Origin of the sequence: Sphingobium sp. TCM1 (assembly GCF_001650725.1) — a bacterium.
Classification (GTDB): Bacteria; Pseudomonadota; Alphaproteobacteria; order Sphingomonadales; family Sphingomonadaceae; genus Sphingobium.
This window is the reverse complement of the sequence record NZ_LXVX01000004.1, coordinates 14,663-36,577: the sequence shown is the minus strand read 5'-3', so window position 1 is coordinate 36,577 and position 21,915 is coordinate 14,663. Positions and strand designations below refer to the sequence as shown.

Sequence of the window (21,915 nt, the reverse complement as noted above, 5' to 3'; positions counted from 1 at the left end):
GGAGCTTTCATCCATGGGTCGTCCCGATCCCGCCCTTCTCGATCTAACGCGCTATCCGTTCCGCCACGTCATCACGACGCGCTTTGCGGATATCGACCCCAATCGCCACATCAACAACGTGGCGATGGCCGCTGCGTTCGAAGATGCCCGCGCCCGTTTCGACGTGGCGCAGGGTCATTTGGAAACGATGGGCCATATGCGCACGATGATAGCCGCAAACCATATCGATTATGTCGGTGAGGCCCATTATCCCGCCCCGCTCGACATGTATGTGGGCGTTCTGGACCTGGGCCGGTCGAGTTGGACGCTCGCCTGTCTCGCCACGCAAGATGGACGGGCCTGTGCCTTCGCGCGGGCCGTGCTTGTCGGGACGGTGGATGGCAAGGCCGCGCCCTTGCCCGACAGCTTCCGTGCCGGGCTGGACCGGATGCGCGTGCGCCGCGATGCCGCGGCATGAGCGGCCCGCTCACCGGCGTCCGCATCATCGAATTTGCCGGTCTTGGCCCCGGCCCTTTCTGCGGCATGATGCTGGCGGATCATGGGGCGCAGGTGATCCGGATCGCCCGACCCCGAGCGCCGGAGCTGTTCGATGGGTTTGACCGCTATGATGTACTCGCCCGCTCGCGCAGCCTGCTCACCATAGATATGAAGGCCGACGCCGGTATGGCGGTGGTGCGCGATCTCTGCCGTTCGGCCGATGCTATTATCGAAGGCTACCGACCCGGCGTCATGGAAAGGCTCGGCCTTGGCCCGGACGTGCTGATCGCGGACAATCCCGCGCTGGTCTATGGTCGCATCACCGGCTGGGGGCAGGATGGCCCGCTGGCCCATGCGGCAGGCCACGACATCAACTATATCGCCATCAACGGCGTCCTTCATACGATCGGGCGCCAGGGAGGCAAGCCGACCCCGCCGGTCAATTATGTCGGCGATTTCGGTGGCGGCGGCATGTTGCTCGCCTTCGGCATGGTCGCCGCACTGCTTGCGGTGAAAAATGGCGCGGCAGGACAGGTGGTTGATGCCGCCATGGTCGATGGGTCCGCCTTGCTTGCCTCTATGGTATGGCAGCTCAAGGGCGCGGGCATGTGGGATGAGCGCACCGGCGCCAACTGGCTCGATTCCGGCGCGCATTTCTATGACACCTATGCCTGCGCCGATGGCAGGTTCGTCGCGTTCGGATCGATCGAGCCGCAATTCTATGCCCTGCTGCGCCAGATGCTGGGCGTCGCTGACGATCGGGATTTCGACGCGCAGATGGACCGTGCCGCCTGGCCTGCGCTCAAGAGCCGGGTCGCTGCGATCATCGCCACCCGAACCCGTGCGCAATGGTGCGAGGTCATGGAAGGCACCGACATCTGCTTTGCCCCTGTCTTGTCGCCCGATGAGGCGCTCGATCATCCGCATATCCAGGCGCGCGGCACTTTCATCGATGTGGGCGGCCAGCCCCAGCCCGCGCCCGCGCCCCGCTTCTCCGGCGCTCCGGCCGACCCGCCGCGTCCGCCCCGGCCTGCCGGTGCGGACGCAAGGACCATATTGGCGTCAATCGGCTATGACGAAGCCCGGGTCGATGCGTTGCTGGAATCGGGCATCATTGTCTGACAACTGGACCGTGCGGTTTCAAGCGGCCTCTGTCTGCCGGGCGCGCGCTTCGACCTTGTGCTTCAGGTTGGCGCGCACGAACAGGCTGGCGGCATTGCCGCCCAGCACCGCGACGAAATCTTCCTGAGAACAGGCTGGATTTTCCGCGATCATCCGTGCGACCACATTGCGCGAATAGGGGAAAGTGCCCTCGGAATGAGGATAGTCGGTGGCGAACAATAGCGCACCGATACCTACCCCATCGCGTGTCCTCAGCGCGCCTACGTCGTTCTGAAGCGCGCAGTGGACCTGATCCCGCACGATCTGGCTGGGCAGCCGTGACAGCTTGGGCGTAATTGCCGGCGCATGGCCGTGATAGACCTCGTCCATCCGCTCTGCCAGGCCCATCAGCCAACCGGCGCTATGTTCGGCAAACAGAATATGGGCTCCCGGATTGCGATCCAGGACGCCGCCGCCGACGAGCTGGGTGATGATGTCGACTGCATCGTTCATCTGGCGGGTGTAGTTGAACATTGCGGCCCCCGGTCCCCGGAGCGCGCGAATATTGATGTCGCCCACGCCGGTATGAAATACGATCGGGATATGGCGCTCGGCGGCAAGCGCAAAGATCGGATCCCAGCGCGCGTCGTTATAATTGTTCAACCCTTCCCACAGGCAGAAGGCGGCATAGCCAAGTTCTGCGGTCCGCAAGCATTCCGTCAGAGCGTCGTCGAAGTCGAAACAGGGGATCATGGCGGCGGGAATCAATCGGTCGCGGACCGGGGCGGTATAGTCCCATGCCCAGTCATTATAGATGCGGCAGGCGACTTGCTGGCCTTCGCGGTCGTCGATGCGCGGCAGCATCAGGCCCAGGGACGGGAAGACAAGTTCGGCATCCACACCGTCGCGGTCCATGTCGGCCAGTCGCAAAGCGAGGTCGCGTGCGCCGCGCCGCCGCGTGTCGACGGCGCAGTCGCTCACGAAATGCTCACGCGCATCGACGCACGCTCGGTCGGGCGAAGGCGTATCGCCGCTGCTCTGCTGCTGGAACGCCTTGTCGTCGGCACCGGTCTTATGGGCATGGAAATTGGTGTTGATCTTGAGGATGACCTTTTCGCCGATGCGGGTGATGCGGACATCGCCATCGGCCTGGGAAGAAATAGCGAACTGCCGCAGATGATCGGGCATCCGGCTGGTGAACAGGTCGGCGGGCTCGGCGATATGCGCGTCGCAACTGAAGACGAAGGGCTGCATCGATTTTCCTCTCTCTGGACATCAGCCTCACGCAGAGTTCCACGGTGGGCCAGAAAGAGCTGTACGATAGAGGTGCCTGTTTTGCTTTGACCGGGGTCAAATTCCGGGCGGGGTCCGGCTAGAGCGATTTCCAATCAGATGGAATCATCTGATGACTCAGAAATCGCCTGAAACCAATAATCTAGAGCGGTTCATCCGATGCAATCGGAACGCGAACCACTCTAGGCCCCAATGAAACGGGGCGGGCGCTGCTCACGGAAGCTGGCGATGCCCTCGGCAAAATCCTGCGTGCCGAAACTTTCCTTGAGCAGGTCCCATCCGCGCTGCGAGGCCGAAACATAATCGCTGGTCGCGCTGTCCCATAATTGCTGCTTTATCAGGCGCGTCGATCGCGGCGACGCAGTCGCCGCCATCTCGCGCGCATAGGCCAGCACGCTATCCAGGAAATCCGCTTCGATCACGCGCGAGACAAATCCGATCCGCGCCGCTTCCTCGGCTTCTACCCGCCGCCCCGACAGCAGGATGTCCGCCGCGATGCCCCGGCCGACGATCCGCGGCAGCAGCCAGTCCAGTCCGAATTCAGCCACGACAGCCCGTTGCGGGAAGGCTGCGGAGAACATCGCGGTGGGGCTGGCGAAGCGAATGTCGCAGGCCGCCGCGATCAGCACGCCCACCCCCACGCACGGTCCGTTGATCGCCGCGATGACCGGCTTGGGGCTGGCCAGCGGGAAGGTATAGCTCGTCATAAGCGCCGCTGGCGCATCGATTCCGTCAAAGGCGGCTGTGAGCGCGCCGGGCCGGGGAATGTCGAAATCGCCGCCTGCGGCCAGTCGGTCCAGCCGCTCCATATCGGCGCCGGCGGTAAAGGCGCGGCCCGCACCCGTCACCACGATCACCCGCGCATCGCTATGATAGGCATCGACCCAGGCCGCATCGAGCGCACGATGCATGGCGTCATCGAGCGCATTCAGCCGTTCGGGCCGGTTGAGCGTCAGCAGGCCGACGCCGTCCGTCACCGCGAATGTCACCAGAGCCTGCATGGTTTCTTTCATCCAATCAAACTTCGGCCGCCAACGCCTGCGCGCGTTCCCGCAGCACATTCTTCTGGACCTTGCCGGCGGCCGACAGGGGCAGGGCATCGATAAAATCGAAACTGCGGGGTAACTTGAACCCGGCGATCAGGCCGCGGCAATGGGCGGTGAGTGATTCGGGCGTGGGGCTGGTGCCCGGGCGCGGTACGATTACCGCATGGACCCGCTCGCCCCATGTCTCATCGGGGGCAGCGATCACCGCGACGTTGGCAACATCGGGGTGGCTCGAAAGCGCGTTCTCGACCTCCGCCGAATAGACATTCTCGCCGCCGGTGATGATCATGTCCTTCAGCCGGTCGATCACGGTCACATAGCCATCGGCGTCCATCCGGCCCAGGTCACCGGTATGCATCCACCCCCCGCGCGTCGCCTCCGCCGTGGCTTCGGGCATGTTCCAATAGCCCAGCATGACGATCGGCCCACGCGCCACGATCTCGCCGACCTCACCGCGCGACACTTCCCGATCCTCGCCATCGACGATCCGCACCTCGCAGGTCGCGCTAGCCCGGCCGGCCGACCGCAACCGGCCTTTCGCGCGGGCTTCTGCGCCATGATCCTCATGCCCCAGCACCGTTGCGACCGGCGATAATTCCGTCATCCCATAGGCCTGGCAGAATTGCGCGTTGGGGAAAGCCGCCATCGCCCGGTCCAGCAGCGCTTCGTCGATCGAGGACGCACCATAGCGGATGCGCTGCACGCCGCCGACGTCGAACTCCGCAAAGCGGGGATGCTGAACCATCATGCGCAGCATGGTGGGAACCAGGAAGAACTCGGTCACATCCCAGCGCGCGATCGCCTCGAGCATCGCCAGCGGATCGAACGCTGGCAGGAACAGGTTGGTGCTGCCCGAATGCAGCGCGATCAGCAGGCCGGACAGAGCGCCGATATGGAAAAGCGGGGCGCTGTGCAGATAACGCGCGCTGGCATGACCCTCGCCACTGGCCATCGATCCCAGCGCCGATGCCACCAGATTATCGTGGCTCAGCATCACACCCTTGGGAAAGCCCGTGGTGCCGCCCGTGTAGAGGATCGCCGCCAGATCCTGGCCTCCGCGTAGCGCGTCGTCGACCGGATCGGCCGCCGCCAGCCAGGTCTCCAGGCTCATCCCTTCGTCATCACCCGGCCCGGTCGTCACCACGGTTGCGACACAGCCGGAATGGGCGCGAATGGCCAGCACCAACGGTTCGAATAGCGGATCGACGATCAGGAATCGCGTCTGGCAATTGTCGAGCGAGTAGCCGATCTCCTGCGGCGTCCAGCGCAGGTTGACCGGATTGATGACGCCGCCGGCCCACCATGTGCCCAACAGATAGACCAGGAAGTCGGTGCCGTTGGGCGCCATCATCGCCACCCGGTCGCCCGGCTGCAATCCGCTCGCCCGCAGCGCCCCGGCAAAACGCGCGACGCGATCGCGCAGCGCCGTCCAGCTCAAAAGACCATTCCGGTCGCCCGCCGCAGGGGCGTCAGGCGCGCGTTGCACCATCCGGTGCAGGCTTTGGGTCAGGTACATCCGCGTCTCCGTCCCGCGCCTCTGTCCGGGCGCGATGATTGCCTCATCTTAGGCACGACCGCTCCGGAAGAGAAGCCCGTCGGCATCATCCTTCGCGCGCCAGGCGGCCCAACACGATATGGCAATAGCCTGCCAGTCCCGCCATGACGCCGGCGCACAGCAGATAGGGAAGCGGCTGGCCGATCTGGTACAGGCCGATACCGATCGACGGTCCCAGTACGAAGCACAGGCCATTCACCGCCGTCACATGGCCCGCGACCAGGCCCTGCTCCTGTTCCCTGACCGCCAGCGATGCGCCGGCGGTGAAGCCTGGCCGCAGGAAGCCGAAGCCCAGCGAGGCGATGGCGAAGGCGATGGCCAGCGCGTGCAGGTCATGCGCCACTGCGCAGCCCGCAGCACCGGCGGCCGCCATGACCGATCCCCATATCGCCATCGGCGGCGGCTGCATCCGCAGTCGGGGTATGATACCCCATTGTGCCAGCAGCGCCGCGCCCGCGCCTGCCATCAGAACCATGCCGATCAGCGGTTGCGCCTCGCGTGGCGAATCGGCCAGACGGTCGATCACCAGGAAGGCCATCGTCTGCCCGGCGATGGCCTGGGCATGTCCCGACACCAGCCCTGCGATGATCCACGGCCGGATGCGCGGGTCGAACATGGCGACGCGCGCCGTGCCGGTTGGATCGCCGGTCGCGATCACCGGCGCATCGCTGGGTTCGTAGCCGATCACGGGATCGCTCGCCGCAGCGCCCGGTCCGGTTCCCATGCCCTGCGGTAGCCGCAGTTGCACCACGACCAGCATCGCGATGCCGAGCAGCGCGAAGGCATAGAGCGGTCCGGCCAGACCGACGAAAGGCAGCACGAAAAAGGGCGCCAGCGCCGGGCCGATGATCGTGCCAAGGCCGAAAGCCGAAGCCAGCAGGCTCAGCGCAGCCGTCCGGTTCGCGCGCGATGTCCGGGCGACGACCATCGCCTGCGCGGCCGGAGGCGCGGCCGCGCCAAACCCGCCATAAAAGCCTCGTCCTATCACGAACAGGATGAAGGCCACGCCGGCGGTGATCCAGCCCCTGACACCTGCTGTCAGCGCCAGGGCGCAGATCGTCATCGACAGGGTGAAACCCGCCATGCCGACCAGGATCATTGGCTTGGCGCGACGGTCGTCAAGCCGCCTGGCCCAGAAGGGCGCGACGACGGCCCAGAGCAGGGCCGACAGCGAAAAGGCGATCGCGATCAGTGCGTCCGGCAGCCCGATCGTCCGACCGATCGCGGGGAGTACGGATTGCAGCCCGGTATTGCCGATCGCCACGCACAACATGACGCAGAACAGCAATATCTGGTCATGTTGCGCGTCTTTCCGGATGAATGCCACGCTGGGGTTCCTCTCTCCGACGCGCGAATCTGTGTCTCGCCCGTGCCGCCGCCTTACCGTCACACGGGAAGAGGTTGCAAGCGAACGAGGGTTTGAATGGACTGAAATGGTCCATCGGGTCCATTCCGCAGGCCAGCGCTGAGCGATACGGTTGCTTGCAAACGGGTCTCATCGAACCGTTCGAAAGCTGGCGCGAATTTCGTCGACGAAGATTTCGGGTTGCTCGAACGCTGCGAAATGGCCGCCGCGCGCCGGCTCCCCCCAATGGACGAGATTGGGATATTTTCGTGCCGCCCAGCGGCGCGATGCGCGGAAAATCTCCTTGGGAAATATGGTGCAGGCCACAGGGATCGCCACCGGATTGGCGGCGAATTTGCGAAAGCTCTCCCAGTAAAGCCGCCCCGCCGACGCGGCAGTTCCCGGCAGCCAGTAGAGCATGATATTGTCGAGCATCTCGTCCAGCGTCAGCACCCGCGTCGGATCGCCGCCGCTGTCGGTCCAGGCCATGAACTTCTCGTAAATCCACGCCGCTTGCCCCGCGGGTGAATCGACCAGGCCATAGCCTAGCGTCTGCGGCCTCGTGCCCTGTTGTCTGGCATAGCCATTGCCGTCCCTGGCGTAGCGCTTCAGATCGGCCAGCGCCGTCTTTTCCGCGTCGGTCAGGTCGGCCATGTCTTCAGCCTCCGGCTGGGCGATGACCATGTTGAGATGGATCGCCGTCACCTCCGGCGCGCCGGAGGTTGCGATCGCATTGGTCACGGCAGACCCCCAGTCTCCGCCTTGAGCCACGAAGCGGTCATAGCCCAGGCGGCGCATCAGCGTGATCCAGGCGGCTGCGATCCGCTCGACCGGCCAGCCCGAGCCAGAGGGCCGATCGGAAAAGCCATAGCCGGGCAGGGAGGGGGCCACGACATGAAAGGCGTCAGCCGGATCGCCGCCATGACGCGCGGGGTCGGTGAGCGGCCCGATAACCTTGTTGAACTCGATCACCGATCCCGGCCACCCATGGGTCAGGATCAGCGGAAGCGCTCGGGGTTCGGGCGAGCGCCGGTGGAGGAAATGAATGCCCAGGCCGTCGATCGCGGTGCGATACTGGCCAAAACCGTTCAGCATCGCCTCGCAGCGCCGCCAGTCATAGTGATCGCGCCAATGGGCGCACATGTCCTGCATAGTGAGCAGCGGAACCCCCTGGCTGGCATCGGTCACGGTCTCCTGCTCGGGCCAGCGGGTGCGGTTCAGCCGCTCATGCAGATCGTCCAGATGCGGCTGCGGAACGGACAGGTCGAGCGGGACGATTTCTTCGCCGCCGGGCATTGGCAGGGTGAAGGGCGCGATCGCGGTCATTCTTTGCTTCCCTTGGCTGGTCTGGCTTCCCCGGCCGGTGGCTGGGCGCCTCGGGTAACGAGGCGCATGATCTCATGCCGGATCAGCTCGAAAGGCATGTCGGGATCCAGCTTGCCCGCCATCTGCAACACGACCAACCCGTGGATGCCCGCCCAGTAGACATGGCCCAGGACGGACGGATCGCCCTGCAAAAGGCCCGCAGCGATCATATCCTCGATATAGGCAGTCAGCGTCCGGCGTGAACGGCACTCGGCGGCGCGCAATTCTTCGGTTTTCTCGGCCTCGGGCTGGGAAAAGGCAAACATCAGCTGATAGGCATGGGGTTCGTCGAACGCGAAATCGACATAGGCCTGCCCGACCGCACGGGACCGGTCCCAAAGATCCGTCGTGCTGGCATAGGCAGCCTCGACCCGGTCCGAAAAGCGGTCATGCGCGGCCGCCCGCGTCAGCGCCAGCAGTTCGCTCTTGTTGCGGAAATAGCGGTAGAGCGACGCGGCGGTCCAGCCCAGTTCCGCCGCGATCGATCGCAGCGACGTCGCCGCCAGCCCGCGCGTCGCGAACTGTTCCTCCGCCACCGCCCGGATGCGGGCGCGGCATTCCATGACCTGATCGTCGGTAAGAAGTAGTGCCATCCCGCTTGTCATACTGAACAGCGTTCGTTATGCAACGATAAACAGTGTTTAGTATCCAGGAGAGGAAAAGGCATGAGCGCATTCAAGGATGGCCTGTTCGCGGGCAGGAGCGTGTTCGTCGCGGGAGGCACCAGCGGTATCAATCTGGGTATCGCGCAGCGATTCGCCGCACTGGGTGCCAAAGTCGGCGTCGTCGGCCGCAATCCCGAAAAGGCCGCAAATGCCGCCGCCAGCATCGGTAACGGCGCGATCGGCCTGTCGGCCGACGTGCGGGACTATGCGGCGATCCGCGCCGCGATGGAGCAGGTGGCAGCAGCCCATGGCGCGTTCGACGTGGTTGTGTCCGGCGCTGCCGGCAATTTTCTGGCGCCCGCGCTCGGCATGTCGGCCAATGCGTTCAGGACGGTCGTCGATATCGACCTCAACGGCACGTTCAACGTGTTTCGTGGCTCTCACGACCTGCTCAACAAGCCGGGGGCGTCGCTGATCGCGATCACGGCGGGCCAAGCTGTCAATGCCGCGCCGCTTCAGGCCCACGCCTGCGCGGCCAAGGCGGGCATCAACCAGCTCGTCCGCGTGCTGGCGATGGAGTGGGGGCCGGACGTGCGCGTCAACGGCATTTCGCCCGGCCCGATCGAAAATACCGAAGGCATGGCCCGCCTCGCGCCGGACGCCGCGAGCCGGGCCGCCTATTATGAGCGCATTCCGATGCGCCGTTGGGGTGAGATCGACGAAATCGCCGAGGCGGCCATATTCCTCAGCAGCCCGTCTGCCGGCTACATCACAGGCACCATCCTGGACTGCGACGGTGGATCGCAACTGGGCGACGCCAGCCGTCAGAGCCTCGAGCGCGGCATGGCGTGACGCCGGCGCAGGAAGGAGCGTAAAATGCAGATCACGCGACGCGCGGATAGCCTTTATTCCGACATCTGGATGCCGGACGAGACGGTGCGAATCCGCAAGGAAGCACGCGCCTTCGCTGACGACGTGCTCCGGCCCATGGCCTATGCGCTCAATACGACGGCGGAGCGGCGCGACGGCTTTCCTCGAGCCGCGTTCGAGGCAATTGGCGCGGCAGGCCTCTACACCATTCCCTTTTCCGCCGATGTCGGCGGGCGCGGGCTGGAGTTTCCGACCCTCGCGACGATGACCGTGGCGGAGGAACTGGGCTATTATGCGCCTGGCACCGCTTCTGCCCTGTATGACGGGCAGGCGATCTTGTGCGGCAAGACGCTGGAGCGAGCGCCCGAGCCGTTGCGCAGCCGCTATCTGCCGCGCCTCGCCCGCGGCGAACTGGTCGGCGCCTTCGCCACTTCCGAACCCGACGCATCGACCGATCTGTCTCCAGCGATGATGCGGACCATCGCGACCAAGGTGGAAGGGGGCTGGCGCATCGACGGACGCAAGCGCTGGATCACCAATTCGGTCGCGGCCGACTTCATCCTCGTGCTGTGCCGGTCGGACGACAATGCCCAGACCTTTTTGCTGGTCGACATGCACCAGCCCGGCATCACCGTGGGCGACCCGGATCTCAAGATGGGCAACCATGCGCAACTGACGGCCGATGTCGTTTTCGACGACGCCTTCACGCCGGACGAAAATGTCATCGGCGCGCCCGGCGCAGGGCTGAAGGGCGCGCTGTCCGCGCTGACACTCGGCCGCATGGGCATTGGCGCGATCGGGGTCGGCATGGCGCAGGCGGCCTTCGATCAGGCCTGCGCCTATATGGAAAAGCGCAAGGTGTTCGGACAGGAATTGGCGCGCTTCCAGCATTGGCAGTTCACCTTCGCCAACCATGCCATCGGCATCGAAAATGCGCGTTCGCTCTACCAGAAGGCGGCATACCGCTTCGATCGGGAGGGCATGGCCGATATCGAGGCCGCGATGGCGAAGATCGCAGGTTCGGGCCTGGCCGTCGATGTCGCCCGCGATGCTATCCAGGCCTGCGGCGCCTATGGCTTTGCCCGCCACGTTCAGGGCGAAGGGCATGGCTTGCCGCTGGAGGCGATCTATCGCGATGCCAAGATCGGCGAAATCTACGAAGGCGCCAACGAAATCCAGCGCTGGATCATCGCCCGTCGCATCTTCGGGCGCGGGATCACGGGATAGCGAAGGCAACGTCTGGACATATATTACCTAGTGCACTAGATAGCTTCGGGTCACGCTGCGGTTCCGGCGACGGGCAGCGTGCGACAGGCGGCGTCCTGCTGGAGGGCGGCCATACCGGGGGCTTTCATGACCGACGTGCGACGTATCACCGATGTTCTGCGTATCCGCGCAGCCACGATGGCGGATTCTGTCGCCCATGACGATACGCGGCGTGTGCTGACGTTCGCGCAATGGGACCGCGAAGCCGACGAAATCGGCGGTGGTCTGGCGGCGGCAGGGCTGGCGCCGGGCGATCGTGTCTTCCTGCCGATCAGCAACGCCCATGCGGTGGAGATGGCGATCGCCGTGCTCGCGGTCCTGCGGGCCGGGGGCATCGCCGTGCCGGTGAACACCCGCCTCTCGCCGCTTGAAGTGAGCGACTATGCGGCGTTGATCGAACCGCGCTTTGCCATCACCAACCAGCCGGACCTGCTCGCGGGCCTTGCGCTCGACGCGGTCTGGACCGCGGACGCAATGCCGCGCGACATTGCGGCTCTGCCCGATCAGGCGGCGCTCGATCCGCAGGCCGATGCAGAGATTCTGGGTACATCGGGTACGACCGGGCGGATCAAGGGTGTCGTCGTGACCCACCCCGACCTTCTCGGCCGGTCGCGCACCGGCAAGGAGAAGGACCGTTCGACCTCCACCCTCCACGCGCTGCCCTTCACCGGATCGGGCGGCAATCTCGGCGTGCTCATGCTGCCTCTTTACGGCGGCGCGACCACCTTCACACAGCCGCGCTTCGACCCCGGCGCGTTCCTGAAACTCGTCGAAACCAAACGGCCGATGACCGTCTATCTCGTGCCCACGATGCTGCGCCTGATCCTCGATCATCCCGATGCCGCGAGCACCGATTTTTCGAGTGTGCGCTATCTGATGACCGGGACCGCGCCATTGCCGAACGATTCGGTAGTCCGCGCCATGGCGCTCTGGCCGGGAGCCAGCATCCGCAACAGCTACGGCATGTCGGAAGGCGGTGTGGGGGTGTCGACGCGTGGCAAGGAAGTACTCAAGCCCGGTTGCGTCGGCAAGCTGCCGGCAAACATGCAGGTACGCGACGAGGCGGGCAATGTCGCGGCGCCCATGGTCGTCGGCGAAATCTACGGCCTCCAGTCCAATCCCCGGCGCTATTGGCGTGACGAGGAAGCGACTGCGAACGGTTTTGCGGGCGGCTGGACCCGCACGGGCGATCTGGGTTTTGTCGACGAGGATGGCGACCTCATCATCAGTGGGCGGTCGAAGGAACTCATCATTCGCGGTGGCTATAACATCACGCCGATCGAGATCGAAAATGTCCTGCACGCGCATCCGGCAGTCAAGGATGCGGCCGTGCTCGGCGTCCCGCACGATGTCCTGGGCGAGGATATTGCCGCGGCCGTGGCCTTGCGCCCCGGTGCACATGTGAGCGTCGAACAGCTTGTCGGCTGGTGTGGCGATCGGCTGGCGAACAACAAGCTGCCGCGCACGATCCTCATCCTGGACGAATTGCCGCTGAACGCGACGGGCAAGATCGTCAAGCGTGACCTCCTGCCGAAGCTGGCGGCGGCCGTGCAGGCGCGGCGCGATGCGTCCGCACGATAAGGCGCAGCTGGTATATCCCGCTCATCCTGGCTAAGGATCATTCGAGATAGAGGAACCTCAATTGACCCCGACCCTGACCCCGCAAAGCGAACTCGATACCATTCGGGCGATGGCCCGCGCCGATCATGCGCAGCGCCTGACGAGCGCCTATAACCCCTATCCGCAGGGGACCGACAAGGCGGCGGCCTGGGACGCGGGATGGCGCGAGGAGAATGACGCTTCCCACCGACTGGACGAAGAGATCGTCAAGCTGCCCCGTTTCCGTGTCCGGGTCGAGATTGTCGCGGGCGAAGGGCAGGCCGCCCGGCCGCTCGACCTGCTTGATCGCGAGGATTTCTCGGCTTTCACCGTCTCCCAATTGCGGCGCGACGGCGACAAGGCGGTGATCTGGGAAAGCCCGGAGGCCCGCGCCCGCTTCCCCGAAGAACAGGCCGTCAGCATCCGCGTCACCCATGAAGGCGACGAGGGCATGTTCGACTGACGCGCGCTTGATGGGCGGAGGATCATCCTCCGCCCATCACTCTTAGTCCCTTGGCATCCATTCCGGCCGGCTCGATCCCCGCGCGACCAGCACTGTCTGGAATGCGCGTGGCGTAGCTGACATGCGGACCTGCTCGTCCATGCCCTGATAGCGGCCGAGCGGTGTATCGACCGTGAATAGGGTAGGGTTGACGGTGGCATGGGGACCATCCGTTCCGGCGATGGCCTTGGCATAGGCCTTGTCGAACGAACCAAGCGATAGCAGCCACATAGCAACCCGCGTCAGCGAGACATGGACGCGATAACTGCCCCCCTCGCTCGCCCGCCGCCGCAGCGCCGCCATCGCCCCGGTCGCGGCCAGCCATCCGGTCAGGAAATCGTTGACGATGATTGTCGGGGGCAGGCTTACGCGGTCGGGCGATCCCTCCAGGCACAACATGCCGGTGACGGCACCCGCAATCTGGTCGAACCCCGGCCGCTGCGCCCACGGTCCCCCCTCGCCATGGGTGCTCATCGTCACATGGACGATGCCGGGCCGCACCTGTGCCAGCGTCGCGGCGTCCAGCCCGAACTCGGACAGCAGTCCCGGCCGCCGATTGGCGAAGAAAATATCTCCTTCGCCGACCAGTTCGCGCAGCCTTGCCCGTCCGGCGTCGGATCGCGGATCGACCTTCGCCGATCGCATCCCGACATTGGCGGTCAGATACAGCGTTTCCTGCTCGAATTCGGCGGGTCGCCAGATGTTGAGGACATCGGCGCCCAGTGACGCGAGCGACCGGCCCGCGCCTGCGCCGGCTATCACATGCCCCATCCCCAGCGCACGGATGCCCGATAGCGGCATCGCCCCGGCCGGCGGCAGCGGTTCGGGCGGGCCGTCGGCGATCTTTTCGATCTCGATCAAGGGCCGTGCCGCCAGATAGTCGAACACCGGTTCGGCGATGAACTCCTCGACCGTGCGGGCCTTGGCCATAACCAGCCCTGCCGCCTCGAACATCATCTCCAGTTCATCGGCGCTATGGCGTGCAATCGCCTGCGCTACCGCCTCGGGCTTGTCCCAGCATTGCAGCAGCGCCATCATCCCTGACTTGAGCTTGGGATAGAGATTGGCGGCCAGCACCTCGCGATCGTCGGCGGTGCGGTAGAAGCGCAGCATGGTCATGATATTTGGGTCTTCCAGTACGGCCATATGGCCGTTCAGCAATTCCCATCGCCGCTCGAATCCGGGTGCCAGCTTGCGCAGCGCTTGCGAAAGCTGGATGGCAATATCCTGCCCCGGCCCGCCCCGGTCGCGATGCAGCGCGGCTGCCACGACCGACTGCTGCACCAGTCCCAGCGCTGCGCCGCCACCCAGACGGATCGTGCTGGGCACCAACGGGTCCAGGCCATGGAAATCGATCGCGCCGCCGCCGTCCGCCGGCGTCATGCCCAGTTCGGCCAGCATCGCGGCCAACTCTCCCTGGATATCGAACCTGTCGTCGCTGGCGGGCTGGGACACCGCAGCCCGCATACGGGCGGCCAGCGCCTGCGCATCATGCTGGACCATCGTCATGCCACCGCCTCCATCGTTGCTGCATCGTCCAGCAGGACCACAGGCGCTTCCACGAAGCGGGCGCGCAGGAACTCGCCCGCCGCCTTGCCGATCTGGTCGAGTGCGATATTGCCGGTGCCGCTCGTCCCGAAATAGCCTTTCAGCACGAACAACAGGCCGTTGATATTGGGCAGGTCATGCCGTTCCACCTGTACCGATGGATTGAGGCCCATCAACTGCGCCAGTCGGTCGGCATCCAGCGTGTCGCGCAGCCATGGCCATATCTCCGGTCGCTTCGCCCAGACGCCGATATTGGCGTTGGCGCCCTTGTCGCCTGATCGCGCATGAACCAGCGATCCCAGCATGACTGTGCGAGTCTCGCCCGCCGTGGCAGCAGGCGCCGGGCCAGCCGGGGCAGGGGCGGCGAAGGGTGCTACGGGGGGCATCGTCACCGCCATGCTCGGCCCGTTGATAAAGGTCACGCGATGCTCGAGGTCCGCCTGCCGCACGAGCCCCGGCCAATAATGGACGCGTGGCTGTGGTGGACCTGCACCATCGCCCTGGAATCCGGGGATGCCGCCCAATCCGAAGGAGGCATAGCCGGCCAGCAGCTTGGACAGGCTCGACCGGCTCTGCGCCGCAGCGGCGATGCGGATCGCCACCGTCCCCTCGGCCTCGCTCGCCGGGTCGGCGATGGGCTGGCCCAGCGGCTCGAAATGAAATTCGTCGAGCGCCAGGTCCGCGGATAGCGCCTCCAACTGCCCACGCAGCCAATCCGCCTTCTCGCGCCAGTCAGGCCCCGTTGCGAATCCCCAGATCATCGCCCGCCACCCGTGCTGATAGAAGCAACCGACCTTGGTCGTCTCGGGAGCCGGGCTGCCGCGTACACCGCTCAGCAGCACCCGATCGGGGCCTTGCTGGCTGAGCGCGATCGAATCGACATGCAATATGACGTCGGGATTGAGGTAACGCGCGCCCTGGATCTCGTACATCAGTTGCGCCGTGACGGTATCGACCGTAACCGCGCCCGCGTCGCCTGTGCGCTTGGTGATGACAGAACTGCCATCCGCCGCGATTTCTGCGATTGGAAAGCCCAGCCGGGCCGGGTTGCCCAGTTGTGCGAACCCCGAAAAATTGCCGCCTACCGCCTGTGGCCCGCATTCGATGACATGGCCTGCTGCGACGCTGCCGGCCAGGGCATCCCAATCATCCTTCGCCCAGCCATGCCACCAGGCGGCCGGTCCCAGCACCAGCGATGCGTCCGATACCCGACCACAGATCACGATATCCGCGCCCTGTTCCAGCGCGGCGACGATGCCCCATCCGCCCAGATAGGCATTGGCCGCCAGCAGCCTGTCCGCAATTGACCCGATCGCCTTCCCATCGTCCAGATTGGCGAGCTGCCCTTCCGCCGCCAGCGCAGGCACGCGGGCCAGCAGATCGTCGCCCTCGACATAGGCGACGCGCAGGGCCAGCCCCTGCGCCGCGGCCTCCTGCGCAATTCGGCCTGCCAGTCCGGCGGGATTGAACGCACCCGCATTGGTTACGACCTTCACCCCGCGCGCAGCGATCCGTCCCAGTTCGGGCGTTATCTGGCGCAGGAAGACATCGGCATGATAGCCCGCCAGCGCTTCGGGCTTGCCGGCGGCGCAAAACCCCTCCGCGACACGTCCCATCGTCATTTCGGCAAGATAGTCGCCGATCGCGACATCGATCGTCTCGTCGGCGATCGCATCGGCGAAGGCGCCGACATAATCGCCGAGCGCGCCAGAAAAATTGGCGACACGGATGGGGGCTTTGGTCATATCGACTCTCCGGAACGGCTTTTGTATGCAATTGCATACTTACGCTAAGCTGCGCGGGGTGGAAAGGAATTTTGCATGGTGGATGTCAAAGCCGTGAAGACGCCGACCCGGCGACGGGACCGCGAAGCGAGCCGACGCGCGCTCCTCGACGCTGGCATCGCGCTCTTTTCGCAGCAGGGCTATGACGCCGCGACCACGCGCGCCATTGCCGCCCATGCGGGGCTCAACGAACAGCTCATCACCCGCTATTTCGGGGGCAAGGCGGGGCTGCTCTCCGCAGTCTACGCCCATTTTCTGGAACGGCGCGACAATGATGCCGCCTATGCCGCGCTGCCCCCGTCTGGTTCCGCGCAAGAGGAGATCGGTCGTTTCCTCCACTGGAAGCATGATCATCTGCACGACATCGCCCGTCTGTTGCAGATCGTGCTGCCCCAACTGGTGCGCGATCCCACGCTTGCCCCCGGATTCGACAACAGCATCACCCAGCGCGGCGCCATCATCCTGGCCGAACGACTGGATGGACTGAAACGCGCGGGCAAAGTCAGGGCCGATGCCGATACCGCCCGCGTCGCCCAGCTTGTCGTGTGGCAGTCGCTCTCGCTCTCTTTCCTCATGCGCCGCTTCGCAGGCGACCGCGACCGCGAAATCCTGCGCCTGATTGACGTTTTCGCGCAGGAAATGGGGGCAGGCCTGGCGACCGGCTGAACCCATCAGCCGTCCACTTGCTCCAGCGTTTTGACATGGCCTCGGGCATCATAGGTTCGCAGCGCGTCAAATCGGGCCTCACGGACCAGATCGGCCCAGGCGGGATTGGCGATCAGCGCCCGGCCGACGCCTGCCAGGTCGAAGTCGCCCCGGTCGATCATCCGCGCCAGCAGGCCCAGATTGTCGGCTGTAACTGCGCTGGTCGCGCTGCTCCCGCCACCCAGGAAGGGTGATTCCAGGCCGATCGATCCCACCGTCATCGCCGCCTTGCCGGTCAGCTTCTTTGCCCATCCGGCCAGATTCAGCGGACTGCCGTCAAATTCGGGCAGCCAGAAACGACGTGTCGAGGCATCGAATATATCGACCCCGGCATCGGCCAGCGGTTCCAGGATGCGTGCCAGGTCGGTCGGCGTGTCGGCGAGTTTTCCAGCATAATCCTGCGCCTTCCACTGGGAAAAGCGGAACAGGATGGGAAAGTCGGGGCCCACCGCGACGCGCACCCCTGCGACCAGTTCGACCGCGAAGCGGATGCGGTTTTCCAGGCTGCCGCCATAGGCGTCCTCGCGGCGGTTGGAGCGTTCCCAGAAGAACTGGTCGAGCAGATAGCCATGGGCGCCATGGATCGCTACGCCGTCGCACCCGACCTCCCTGGCCGCGGCCGCGCCGCGGGCAAATGCACCGATCACGCTGTCGATATCATGCTTCGTCATGACCTCCGCAGGGCGCCGCGGCTTGGTGGGCGCAGGCGCCGTGCCTGCCGCCGCCTCGGCGCTCAGATCCTCGTCGGTCAGGGCGGACGCCGATATATTGGGTGCATCGGGGTTGGCCGTGTGGCTGCGCCGCCGCGACAGGCCCGTATGCCACAGTTGCGGGACGATCGCGCCATCCTGTGCGTGGACCGACGCGACCACGGATCGCCATCGCGCCAGCGCCGCCTCGCCATAGAAATGCGGAATCTTGCTCGAATAATGGGCCACCGGATGCCCGACCGCAGTGCCCTCGGTGATGATGAGTCCGGTGCCGCCCGCGGCGCGGCGCGCATAATAATCGTCCACCGCTGGCTCGAGCACGCCGTCGGGCGCGAACTGGCGCGTCATGGGCGACATGACGATACGGTTGCGCAGCCGCATCGTCTTGCAGGCGAAGGGCGCGAACAGAGGGGAAAGGTCCGGTGTGTCGGTCATGCGCAGTCCTCAAAAGCTCTTGGGCAATCCCAGGACATGTGTGGCGACATGGCTCAGGATCAGGTTCGTGCTGATCGGCGCAACCTGGTACAGCCGCGTTTCGCGGAACTTGCGCTCGACGTCATATTCCTCCGCGAAACCGAAGCCGCCATGGGTCTGGATGCATTGATCGGCCGCATACCAGCTCGCTTCCGATGCCAGCAGCTTGGCCATGTTCGCCTCGGTACCGCACGCTTGGCCTGCATCAAACATCGCCGCGGCCTTGTCGACCATCAGGGCTGCCGCCGACAGTTGCACATGGGCGCGGGCGATCGGGAACTGGACACCCTGATTCTCGCCGATCGCCCGACCGAAGACAGTGCGGTCTTTGGCATAGGCGGAAGCGCGATCGATGAAGAAGCGGCCGTCGCCGATACATTCGGCCGCAATCAGGACGCGTTCGGCATTCATGCCGTCCAGCACATATTTGAATCCCTGCCCCTCGATCCCGATCAGGTTGTCCACCGGCACCTTGAGGTCATCGAAGAATAAAGCTGTCGTCGCATGGTTCAGCATGGTGCGGATCGGCTGGATGGTAAGTCCGTTGCCCTTCGCCTCGCGCATGTCGACCAGCAACAGGCTCATGCCCGCAGACGGCTTGGCGCCTTCATCGCGCGGAGCCGTGCGGCACAGCAACAGCAGCAGGTCCGAATGCTCGGCCCGGCTGATCCATATCTTCTGGCCGTTCACGACATAATGATCGCCGTCGCGCCGCGCGAAGGTACTGATGCGGGTCGTGTCGGTGCCTGCGCCCGGCTCGGTCACGCCAAAGGCCTGGAGCCGCAGCGCGCCCGCGGCGATCGCCGGCAGATAGCGGGCCTTCTGCGCCTCGCTGCCATGTTTCAGGATGGCGCCCATGGTGTACATCTGGGCGTGCGCCGCGCCGCCGTTTGCGCCGGACCGATGGACTTCCTCCAGCACGGCACAGGCCGCCGACAGGCCCAGGCCCGACCCGCCAAATTCTTCCGGGATCAACATGCCCAGATAGCCCGCTTTGGTGAGAGCCTCGACGAAGGCGGTGGGATAGCGGCGCTCGCGATCGAGCGCGCGCCAATATTCGCCCGGGAATGCAGCAACCAGCTGGCGGACGCCGTCCCGAATTTCGGGATAAGTCTCCGCGGGCGATTCGTGCGTCATCGGTGCGGCGTCCCTCTTCCTGGCTTCCGTTACCGCGACGCTGTTAGCAAGGGCGGGTGACAATGGGAAGCAACATCGCTAGCTAAGTAGACTTTGTTGTTATATGAGACCGGCGAGTTGTTGGATCTGCAATGGCCACGGCCCGCATGTGGAAGAGGAGCGCAAGACGCTGATGGAAGCCGGAAGCTTTGCCGATCGCAGCCTGAGCGAGGCGTTCGCCCAGGGTGCGCAGATCCACGGGGCCAGCTGGGTCGCTGTCTCCTCGCAGGTTCGGCCGGGCAGGCAGACTCTGACGCAGGTCCACGAACAGGGGTTGCGCTTTGGCGAACATTTGCGCGCCCGCGGCATCGCGCCGGGGGATGTCGTTGCGGTGCAACTGCCCGCCTGGACCGAATGGATGATCGCGGCGGTCGGAATCGCCCATGCGGGCGCGGTACTGTTACCGGTCGTCTCCATCTATGGCGCGAAGGAACTGCGCTTCATCCTGGCCCAGTCGCGCGCCCGGCTCATCGTCACCCCCGACCGTTGGCGCAAGGCGGACTATGCCGCGACGCTGGCTGAGGCCGGGGAACTCCCCGCGCTTACCACGCACGTCATGATCGGCGATGCCGCGCCCGGCACGGTGCCCTGGGACGCCATGCTCGCCCCGATCGCGATCGGCCCTGCAGCTGCGCGCAGTCCGGACGATCTGGCGATTCTCGTCTACACCTCCGGCACCACGGCCGATCCCAAGGGCGTGAAGCATTCCGCGCGCACGCTTCTGTCCGAAGTCGACGCGATCGCCTGGTCGCGCCGGGATCTGGAGGATGAAATCGCCTTCTGTCCCTGGCCGCCGGGCCATGTCGCAGGCGCGTTCCAGTTGATGCGCTTTCTCGTTACCGGCGCGCCGGTGGTGCTGATGGACCATTGGGAACCGGGCGAAGCGGCGATGCTGGTGGAAAAATACCGTATCGTCTCCTCTTCCTTCACGCCCTTTCATCTCTCGGGCCTGCTGGAAGCTGCCGAGCGAGACGGTCGCGACCTCTCCAGCCTGCGCAGCTGCATGGTGGGGGCGGCACCGGTGCCGCCCAGCCTCATCACCCGTTGTTCCGCGCACGGGTTGAAGACCTTCCGCTGCTATGGGTCGAGCGAACATCCCACCGTTACCACCGGGCATCCTGGCGATTCGATGGAAAAGCGCCTGACGACCGAAGGACAGGTGATGCGCGGATCGGAAGTCGGCTTCGTCGATGATGACGGCCACAGGGTGCCGGACGGGGAAGAAGGCGAGCTGATCGTGCGTGGCCCCGAACTGTTCCTTGGCTATCTCGACGATTCGCTCGACGCTGCCGCCTTCCTGCCTGGTGGCTGGTTTCGCACCGGCGACATCGGCCGACTGGATGCCGAAGGTTTCCTCATCATCACCGACCGAAAGAAGGACGTCATCATTCGCGGGGGCGAGAATATCTCGTCACGGGAGGTGGAGGATCTGCTCTTCACCCATCCCGACATTGCCGAAGCCTCTGTCGTCGCCGCGCCCGACCCGCGGATGGGCGAAGTCGTGCGCGCCTACGTGGTGCCCCGACCCGGCGCGAGCGTGGACCTTGAATCGGTCCGCGACTTTTTCGCCAAGGCCGGTATCGCGCGGCAAAAGACGCCCGAACAACTGGTCCTGGTCGATGATTTTCCGCGCAACAGCACGGGGAAGATATTGAAGCATGAATTGCGCGCACGAGCGCGTGCGGAAGCAGGAAAGGAAGCCGCGTGAGCGATCTGGTTACCGTCGAGAAGGACAATGGCGTCGCGGTCGTGACGCTCAACCGCCCCGAAGCAATGAATGCGCTGTCGAAGGCGTTGCGTTCGCGCCTCTATGAAGTGATGACGCAGATCGATAGCGACGACGACGTGCGCGCGGTGATCCTGACCGGCGCGGGCGAGCGGGCCTTCACCGCCGGTCTCGACCTCAAGGAACTGGGTTCGCAGCCGGGCGCGCTCGGCGCCGCCAATGCTGAAGGCGCGGACGAAAATCCGGTCAAGGCGATCGAGGTCTGCACCAAGCCCGTCATCGGCGCCATCAATGGCGTCGCCATTACCGGCGGGTTCGAAGTCGCCTTGGCCTGCGACGTGTTGATCGCATCGACCAATGCGCGCTTTGCCGACACCCATGCCCGCGTCGGCATCCTGCCCGGCTGGGGCCTGTCGCAGAAGCTCTCCCGCATCATCGGCATCAGCCGCGCCAAACAATTGTCGTTCACCGGCAATTTTCTGGACGCAGCGACGGCCGAACGCTGGGGACTTGTCAATCAGGTCGTCGCGCCGGAGGAGTTGATGCCGCGCGCGCGCGCGCTGGCGGCCGACATGGCCAGCATCGAACCGCGCATGATGCTCGCCTACAAGCAGTTGATCGACCAAGGCTATGCCGCCAGCTTCGGCGATGCGCTGGCGATCGAGCACCGCATTTCCTCGGCGGCCAATGGCAAGGTAGCGCCCGAAGATGTCGAGGCGCGCCGACAGGCTGTGCAGGCGCGCGGCCGCGGGCAATAGACGGGGCCGG

General features: G+C 65.1%; 19 protein-coding genes. 9 read left to right on the top strand and 10 right to left on the bottom strand.

Translation table 11 applies throughout. The annotated features are described in order from the left end of the window. Positions 1-13 precede the first annotated feature (13 nt). Complete coding sequence (locus tag A7Q26_RS03930; RefSeq protein WP_066856840.1) at positions 14-457, top strand: acyl-CoA thioesterase; 444 nt, start codon at positions 14-16, stop codon at positions 455-457. After that, the gene (locus A7Q26_RS03925; RefSeq protein ID WP_066856837.1) at positions 454-1,599 is read left to right on the top strand and encodes a CaiB/BaiF CoA transferase family protein; all 1,146 of its coding nucleotides are present in this window, start codon (positions 454-456) and stop codon (positions 1,597-1,599) included. The genes A7Q26_RS03930 and A7Q26_RS03925 overlap by 4 nt, the downstream gene beginning before the upstream one ends. A gap of 18 nt (positions 1,600-1,617) precedes the next feature. Here A7Q26_RS03925 and A7Q26_RS03920 read toward each other — a convergent pair whose 3' ends face one another. The 6 genes from A7Q26_RS03920 to A7Q26_RS03895 all read right to left on the bottom strand — a co-directional run bounded on the left by A7Q26_RS03920 (position 1,618) and on the right by A7Q26_RS03895 (position 8,775). Next, a complete protein-coding gene (locus tag A7Q26_RS03920; protein ID WP_066856834.1) occupies positions 1,618-2,832 on the bottom strand; it encodes an amidohydrolase family protein in 1,215 nt (404 codons plus the stop codon). A 221-nt stretch (positions 2,833-3,053) separates the two neighbouring features. After that, the gene (locus A7Q26_RS03915; RefSeq protein ID WP_198162831.1) at positions 3,054-3,872 is read right to left on the bottom strand and encodes an enoyl-CoA hydratase-related protein; all 819 of its coding nucleotides are present in this window, start codon (positions 3,870-3,872) and stop codon (positions 3,054-3,056) included. 16 nt (positions 3,873-3,888) lie between these two features. Next, complete coding sequence (locus A7Q26_RS03910) at positions 3,889-5,433, bottom strand: acyl-CoA synthetase (protein ID WP_066856828.1); 1,545 nt, start codon at positions 5,431-5,433, stop codon at positions 3,889-3,891. Positions 5,434-5,518: 85 nt separating this feature from the next. Next, positions 5,519-6,799 carry an MFS transporter gene (locus tag A7Q26_RS03905; protein ID WP_228221237.1) on the bottom strand — a complete coding sequence of 427 codons (1,281 nt, stop codon included), beginning with the start codon at positions 6,797-6,799 and terminating at the stop codon, positions 5,519-5,521. Between the two features lie 168 nt (positions 6,800-6,967). Then, entirely contained in the window at positions 6,968-8,143 is a 1,176-nt protein-coding gene (locus A7Q26_RS03900) for an epoxide hydrolase family protein (RefSeq protein WP_232313676.1), read from the bottom strand. Then, positions 8,140-8,775: a TetR/AcrR family transcriptional regulator gene (locus tag A7Q26_RS03895; RefSeq protein WP_066856825.1), complete on the bottom strand. Its 636-nt coding sequence runs from the start codon at positions 8,773-8,775 to the stop codon at positions 8,140-8,142. Before A7Q26_RS03895 ends, A7Q26_RS03900 begins: the two co-directional genes overlap by 4 nt. A gap of 72 nt (positions 8,776-8,847) precedes the next feature. Between A7Q26_RS03895 and A7Q26_RS03890 the strand changes: the two genes are divergently transcribed. From A7Q26_RS03890 to A7Q26_RS03875, 4 genes are all read left to right on the top strand, one after another. Then, complete coding sequence (locus tag A7Q26_RS03890) at positions 8,848-9,639, top strand: SDR family oxidoreductase (RefSeq protein WP_066856822.1); 792 nt, start codon at positions 8,848-8,850, stop codon at positions 9,637-9,639. Between the two features lie 24 nt (positions 9,640-9,663). After that, a complete protein-coding gene (locus A7Q26_RS03885) occupies positions 9,664-10,884 on the top strand; it encodes an acyl-CoA dehydrogenase family protein (protein ID WP_066856819.1) in 1,221 nt (406 codons plus the stop codon). Positions 10,885-11,010: 126 nt separating this feature from the next. Continuing rightward, the gene (locus tag A7Q26_RS03880) at positions 11,011-12,504 is read left to right on the top strand and encodes a class I adenylate-forming enzyme family protein (protein WP_066856816.1); all 1,494 of its coding nucleotides are present in this window, start codon (positions 11,011-11,013) and stop codon (positions 12,502-12,504) included. Between the two features lie 61 nt (positions 12,505-12,565). Further along, the gene (locus tag A7Q26_RS03875) at positions 12,566-12,985 is read left to right on the top strand and encodes a hypothetical protein (protein ID WP_066856812.1); all 420 of its coding nucleotides are present in this window, start codon (positions 12,566-12,568) and stop codon (positions 12,983-12,985) included. 42 nt (positions 12,986-13,027) lie between these two features. Here the strand turns inward: A7Q26_RS03875 and A7Q26_RS03870 are convergent, their stop codons facing one another. Together A7Q26_RS03870 and A7Q26_RS03865 are read right to left on the bottom strand one after the other, a co-directional pair. After that, a complete protein-coding gene (locus tag A7Q26_RS03870; RefSeq protein WP_198162830.1) occupies positions 13,028-14,533 on the bottom strand; it encodes a CoA transferase in 1,506 nt (501 codons plus the stop codon). Continuing rightward, entirely contained in the window at positions 14,530-16,317 is a 1,788-nt protein-coding gene (locus A7Q26_RS03865) for an acyclic terpene utilization AtuA family protein (protein WP_066856809.1), read from the bottom strand. Before A7Q26_RS03865 ends, A7Q26_RS03870 begins: the two co-directional genes overlap by 4 nt. 75 nt (positions 16,318-16,392) lie before the next feature. Here A7Q26_RS03865 and A7Q26_RS03860 point away from each other — a divergent pair, with 75 nt between their 5' ends. Continuing rightward, on the top strand, positions 16,393-17,022 hold the full coding sequence (locus A7Q26_RS03860; RefSeq protein ID WP_066856806.1) for a TetR/AcrR family transcriptional regulator: 630 nt from the start codon (positions 16,393-16,395) through the stop codon (positions 17,020-17,022). Between the two features lie 5 nt (positions 17,023-17,027). On the opposite strand, the gene A7Q26_RS03855 is transcribed toward A7Q26_RS03860, so the two are convergent. Both A7Q26_RS03855 and A7Q26_RS03850 read right to left on the bottom strand, forming a co-directional pair. Then, the gene (locus tag A7Q26_RS03855) at positions 17,028-18,206 is read right to left on the bottom strand and encodes an oxidoreductase (RefSeq protein WP_066856804.1); all 1,179 of its coding nucleotides are present in this window, start codon (positions 18,204-18,206) and stop codon (positions 17,028-17,030) included. A 9-nt stretch (positions 18,207-18,215) separates the two neighbouring features. Then, positions 18,216-19,382 (bottom strand): acyl-CoA dehydrogenase family protein, encoded by a 1,167-nt coding sequence (locus A7Q26_RS03850; RefSeq protein ID WP_066856801.1) that lies wholly within the window; start codon positions 19,380-19,382, stop codon positions 18,216-18,218. A 172-nt stretch (positions 19,383-19,554) separates the two neighbouring features. Here A7Q26_RS03850 and A7Q26_RS03845 point away from each other — a divergent pair, with 172 nt between their 5' ends. Together A7Q26_RS03845 and A7Q26_RS03840 are read left to right on the top strand one after the other, a co-directional pair. Continuing rightward, a complete protein-coding gene (locus A7Q26_RS03845; RefSeq protein WP_066857046.1) occupies positions 19,555-21,129 on the top strand; it encodes a class I adenylate-forming enzyme family protein in 1,575 nt (524 codons plus the stop codon). After that, positions 21,126-21,905, top strand: a complete 780-nt coding sequence (locus A7Q26_RS03840) for an enoyl-CoA hydratase (RefSeq protein WP_198162829.1) — start codon at positions 21,126-21,128, stop codon at positions 21,903-21,905. The genes A7Q26_RS03845 and A7Q26_RS03840 overlap by 4 nt, the downstream gene beginning before the upstream one ends. Positions 21,906-21,915: the final 10 nt, after the last annotated feature.

Bases quoted from the DNA above. Each gene is read 5' to 3' on its own strand.
- A7Q26_RS03860 (WP_066856806.1), top strand. From the start codon at position 16,393: ATGGTGGATGTCAAAGCCGTGAAGACGCCGACCCGGCGACGGGACCGC.
- A7Q26_RS03880 (WP_066856816.1), top strand. From the start codon at position 11,011: ATGACCGACGTGCGACGTATCACCGATGTTCTGCGTATCCGCGCAGCC.
- A7Q26_RS03930 (WP_066856840.1), top strand. From the start codon at position 14: ATGGGTCGTCCCGATCCCGCCCTTCTCGATCTAACGCGCTATCCGTTC.
- A7Q26_RS03885 (WP_066856819.1), top strand. From the start codon at position 9,664: ATGCAGATCACGCGACGCGCGGATAGCCTTTATTCCGACATCTGGATG.
- A7Q26_RS03865 (WP_066856809.1), bottom strand. From the start codon at position 16,317: ATGACCAAAGCCCCCATCCGTGTCGCCAATTTTTCTGGCGCGCTCGGC.
- A7Q26_RS03925 (WP_066856837.1), top strand. From the start codon at position 454: ATGAGCGGCCCGCTCACCGGCGTCCGCATCATCGAATTTGCCGGTCTT.
- A7Q26_RS03890 (WP_066856822.1), top strand. From the start codon at position 8,848: ATGAGCGCATTCAAGGATGGCCTGTTCGCGGGCAGGAGCGTGTTCGTC.
- A7Q26_RS03920 (WP_066856834.1), bottom strand. From the start codon at position 2,832: ATGCAGCCCTTCGTCTTCAGTTGCGACGCGCATATCGCCGAGCCCGCC.
- A7Q26_RS03850 (WP_066856801.1), bottom strand. From the start codon at position 19,382: ATGACGCACGAATCGCCCGCGGAGACTTATCCCGAAATTCGGGACGGC.
- A7Q26_RS03870 (WP_198162830.1), bottom strand. From the start codon at position 14,533: ATGACGATGGTCCAGCATGATGCGCAGGCGCTGGCCGCCCGTATGCGG.
- A7Q26_RS03855 (WP_066856804.1), bottom strand. From the start codon at position 18,206: ATGACCGACACACCGGACCTTTCCCCTCTGTTCGCGCCCTTCGCCTGC.
- A7Q26_RS03895 (WP_066856825.1), bottom strand. From the start codon at position 8,775: ATGGCACTACTTCTTACCGACGATCAGGTCATGGAATGCCGCGCCCGC.
- A7Q26_RS03900 (WP_232313676.1), bottom strand. From the start codon at position 8,143: ATGACCGCGATCGCGCCCTTCACCCTGCCAATGCCCGGCGGCGAAGAA.
- A7Q26_RS03915 (WP_198162831.1), bottom strand. From the start codon at position 3,872: ATGCAGGCTCTGGTGACATTCGCGGTGACGGACGGCGTCGGCCTGCTG.
- A7Q26_RS03845 (WP_066857046.1), top strand. From the start codon at position 19,555: ATGGAAGCCGGAAGCTTTGCCGATCGCAGCCTGAGCGAGGCGTTCGCC.
- A7Q26_RS03910 (WP_066856828.1), bottom strand. From the start codon at position 5,433: ATGTACCTGACCCAAAGCCTGCACCGGATGGTGCAACGCGCGCCTGAC.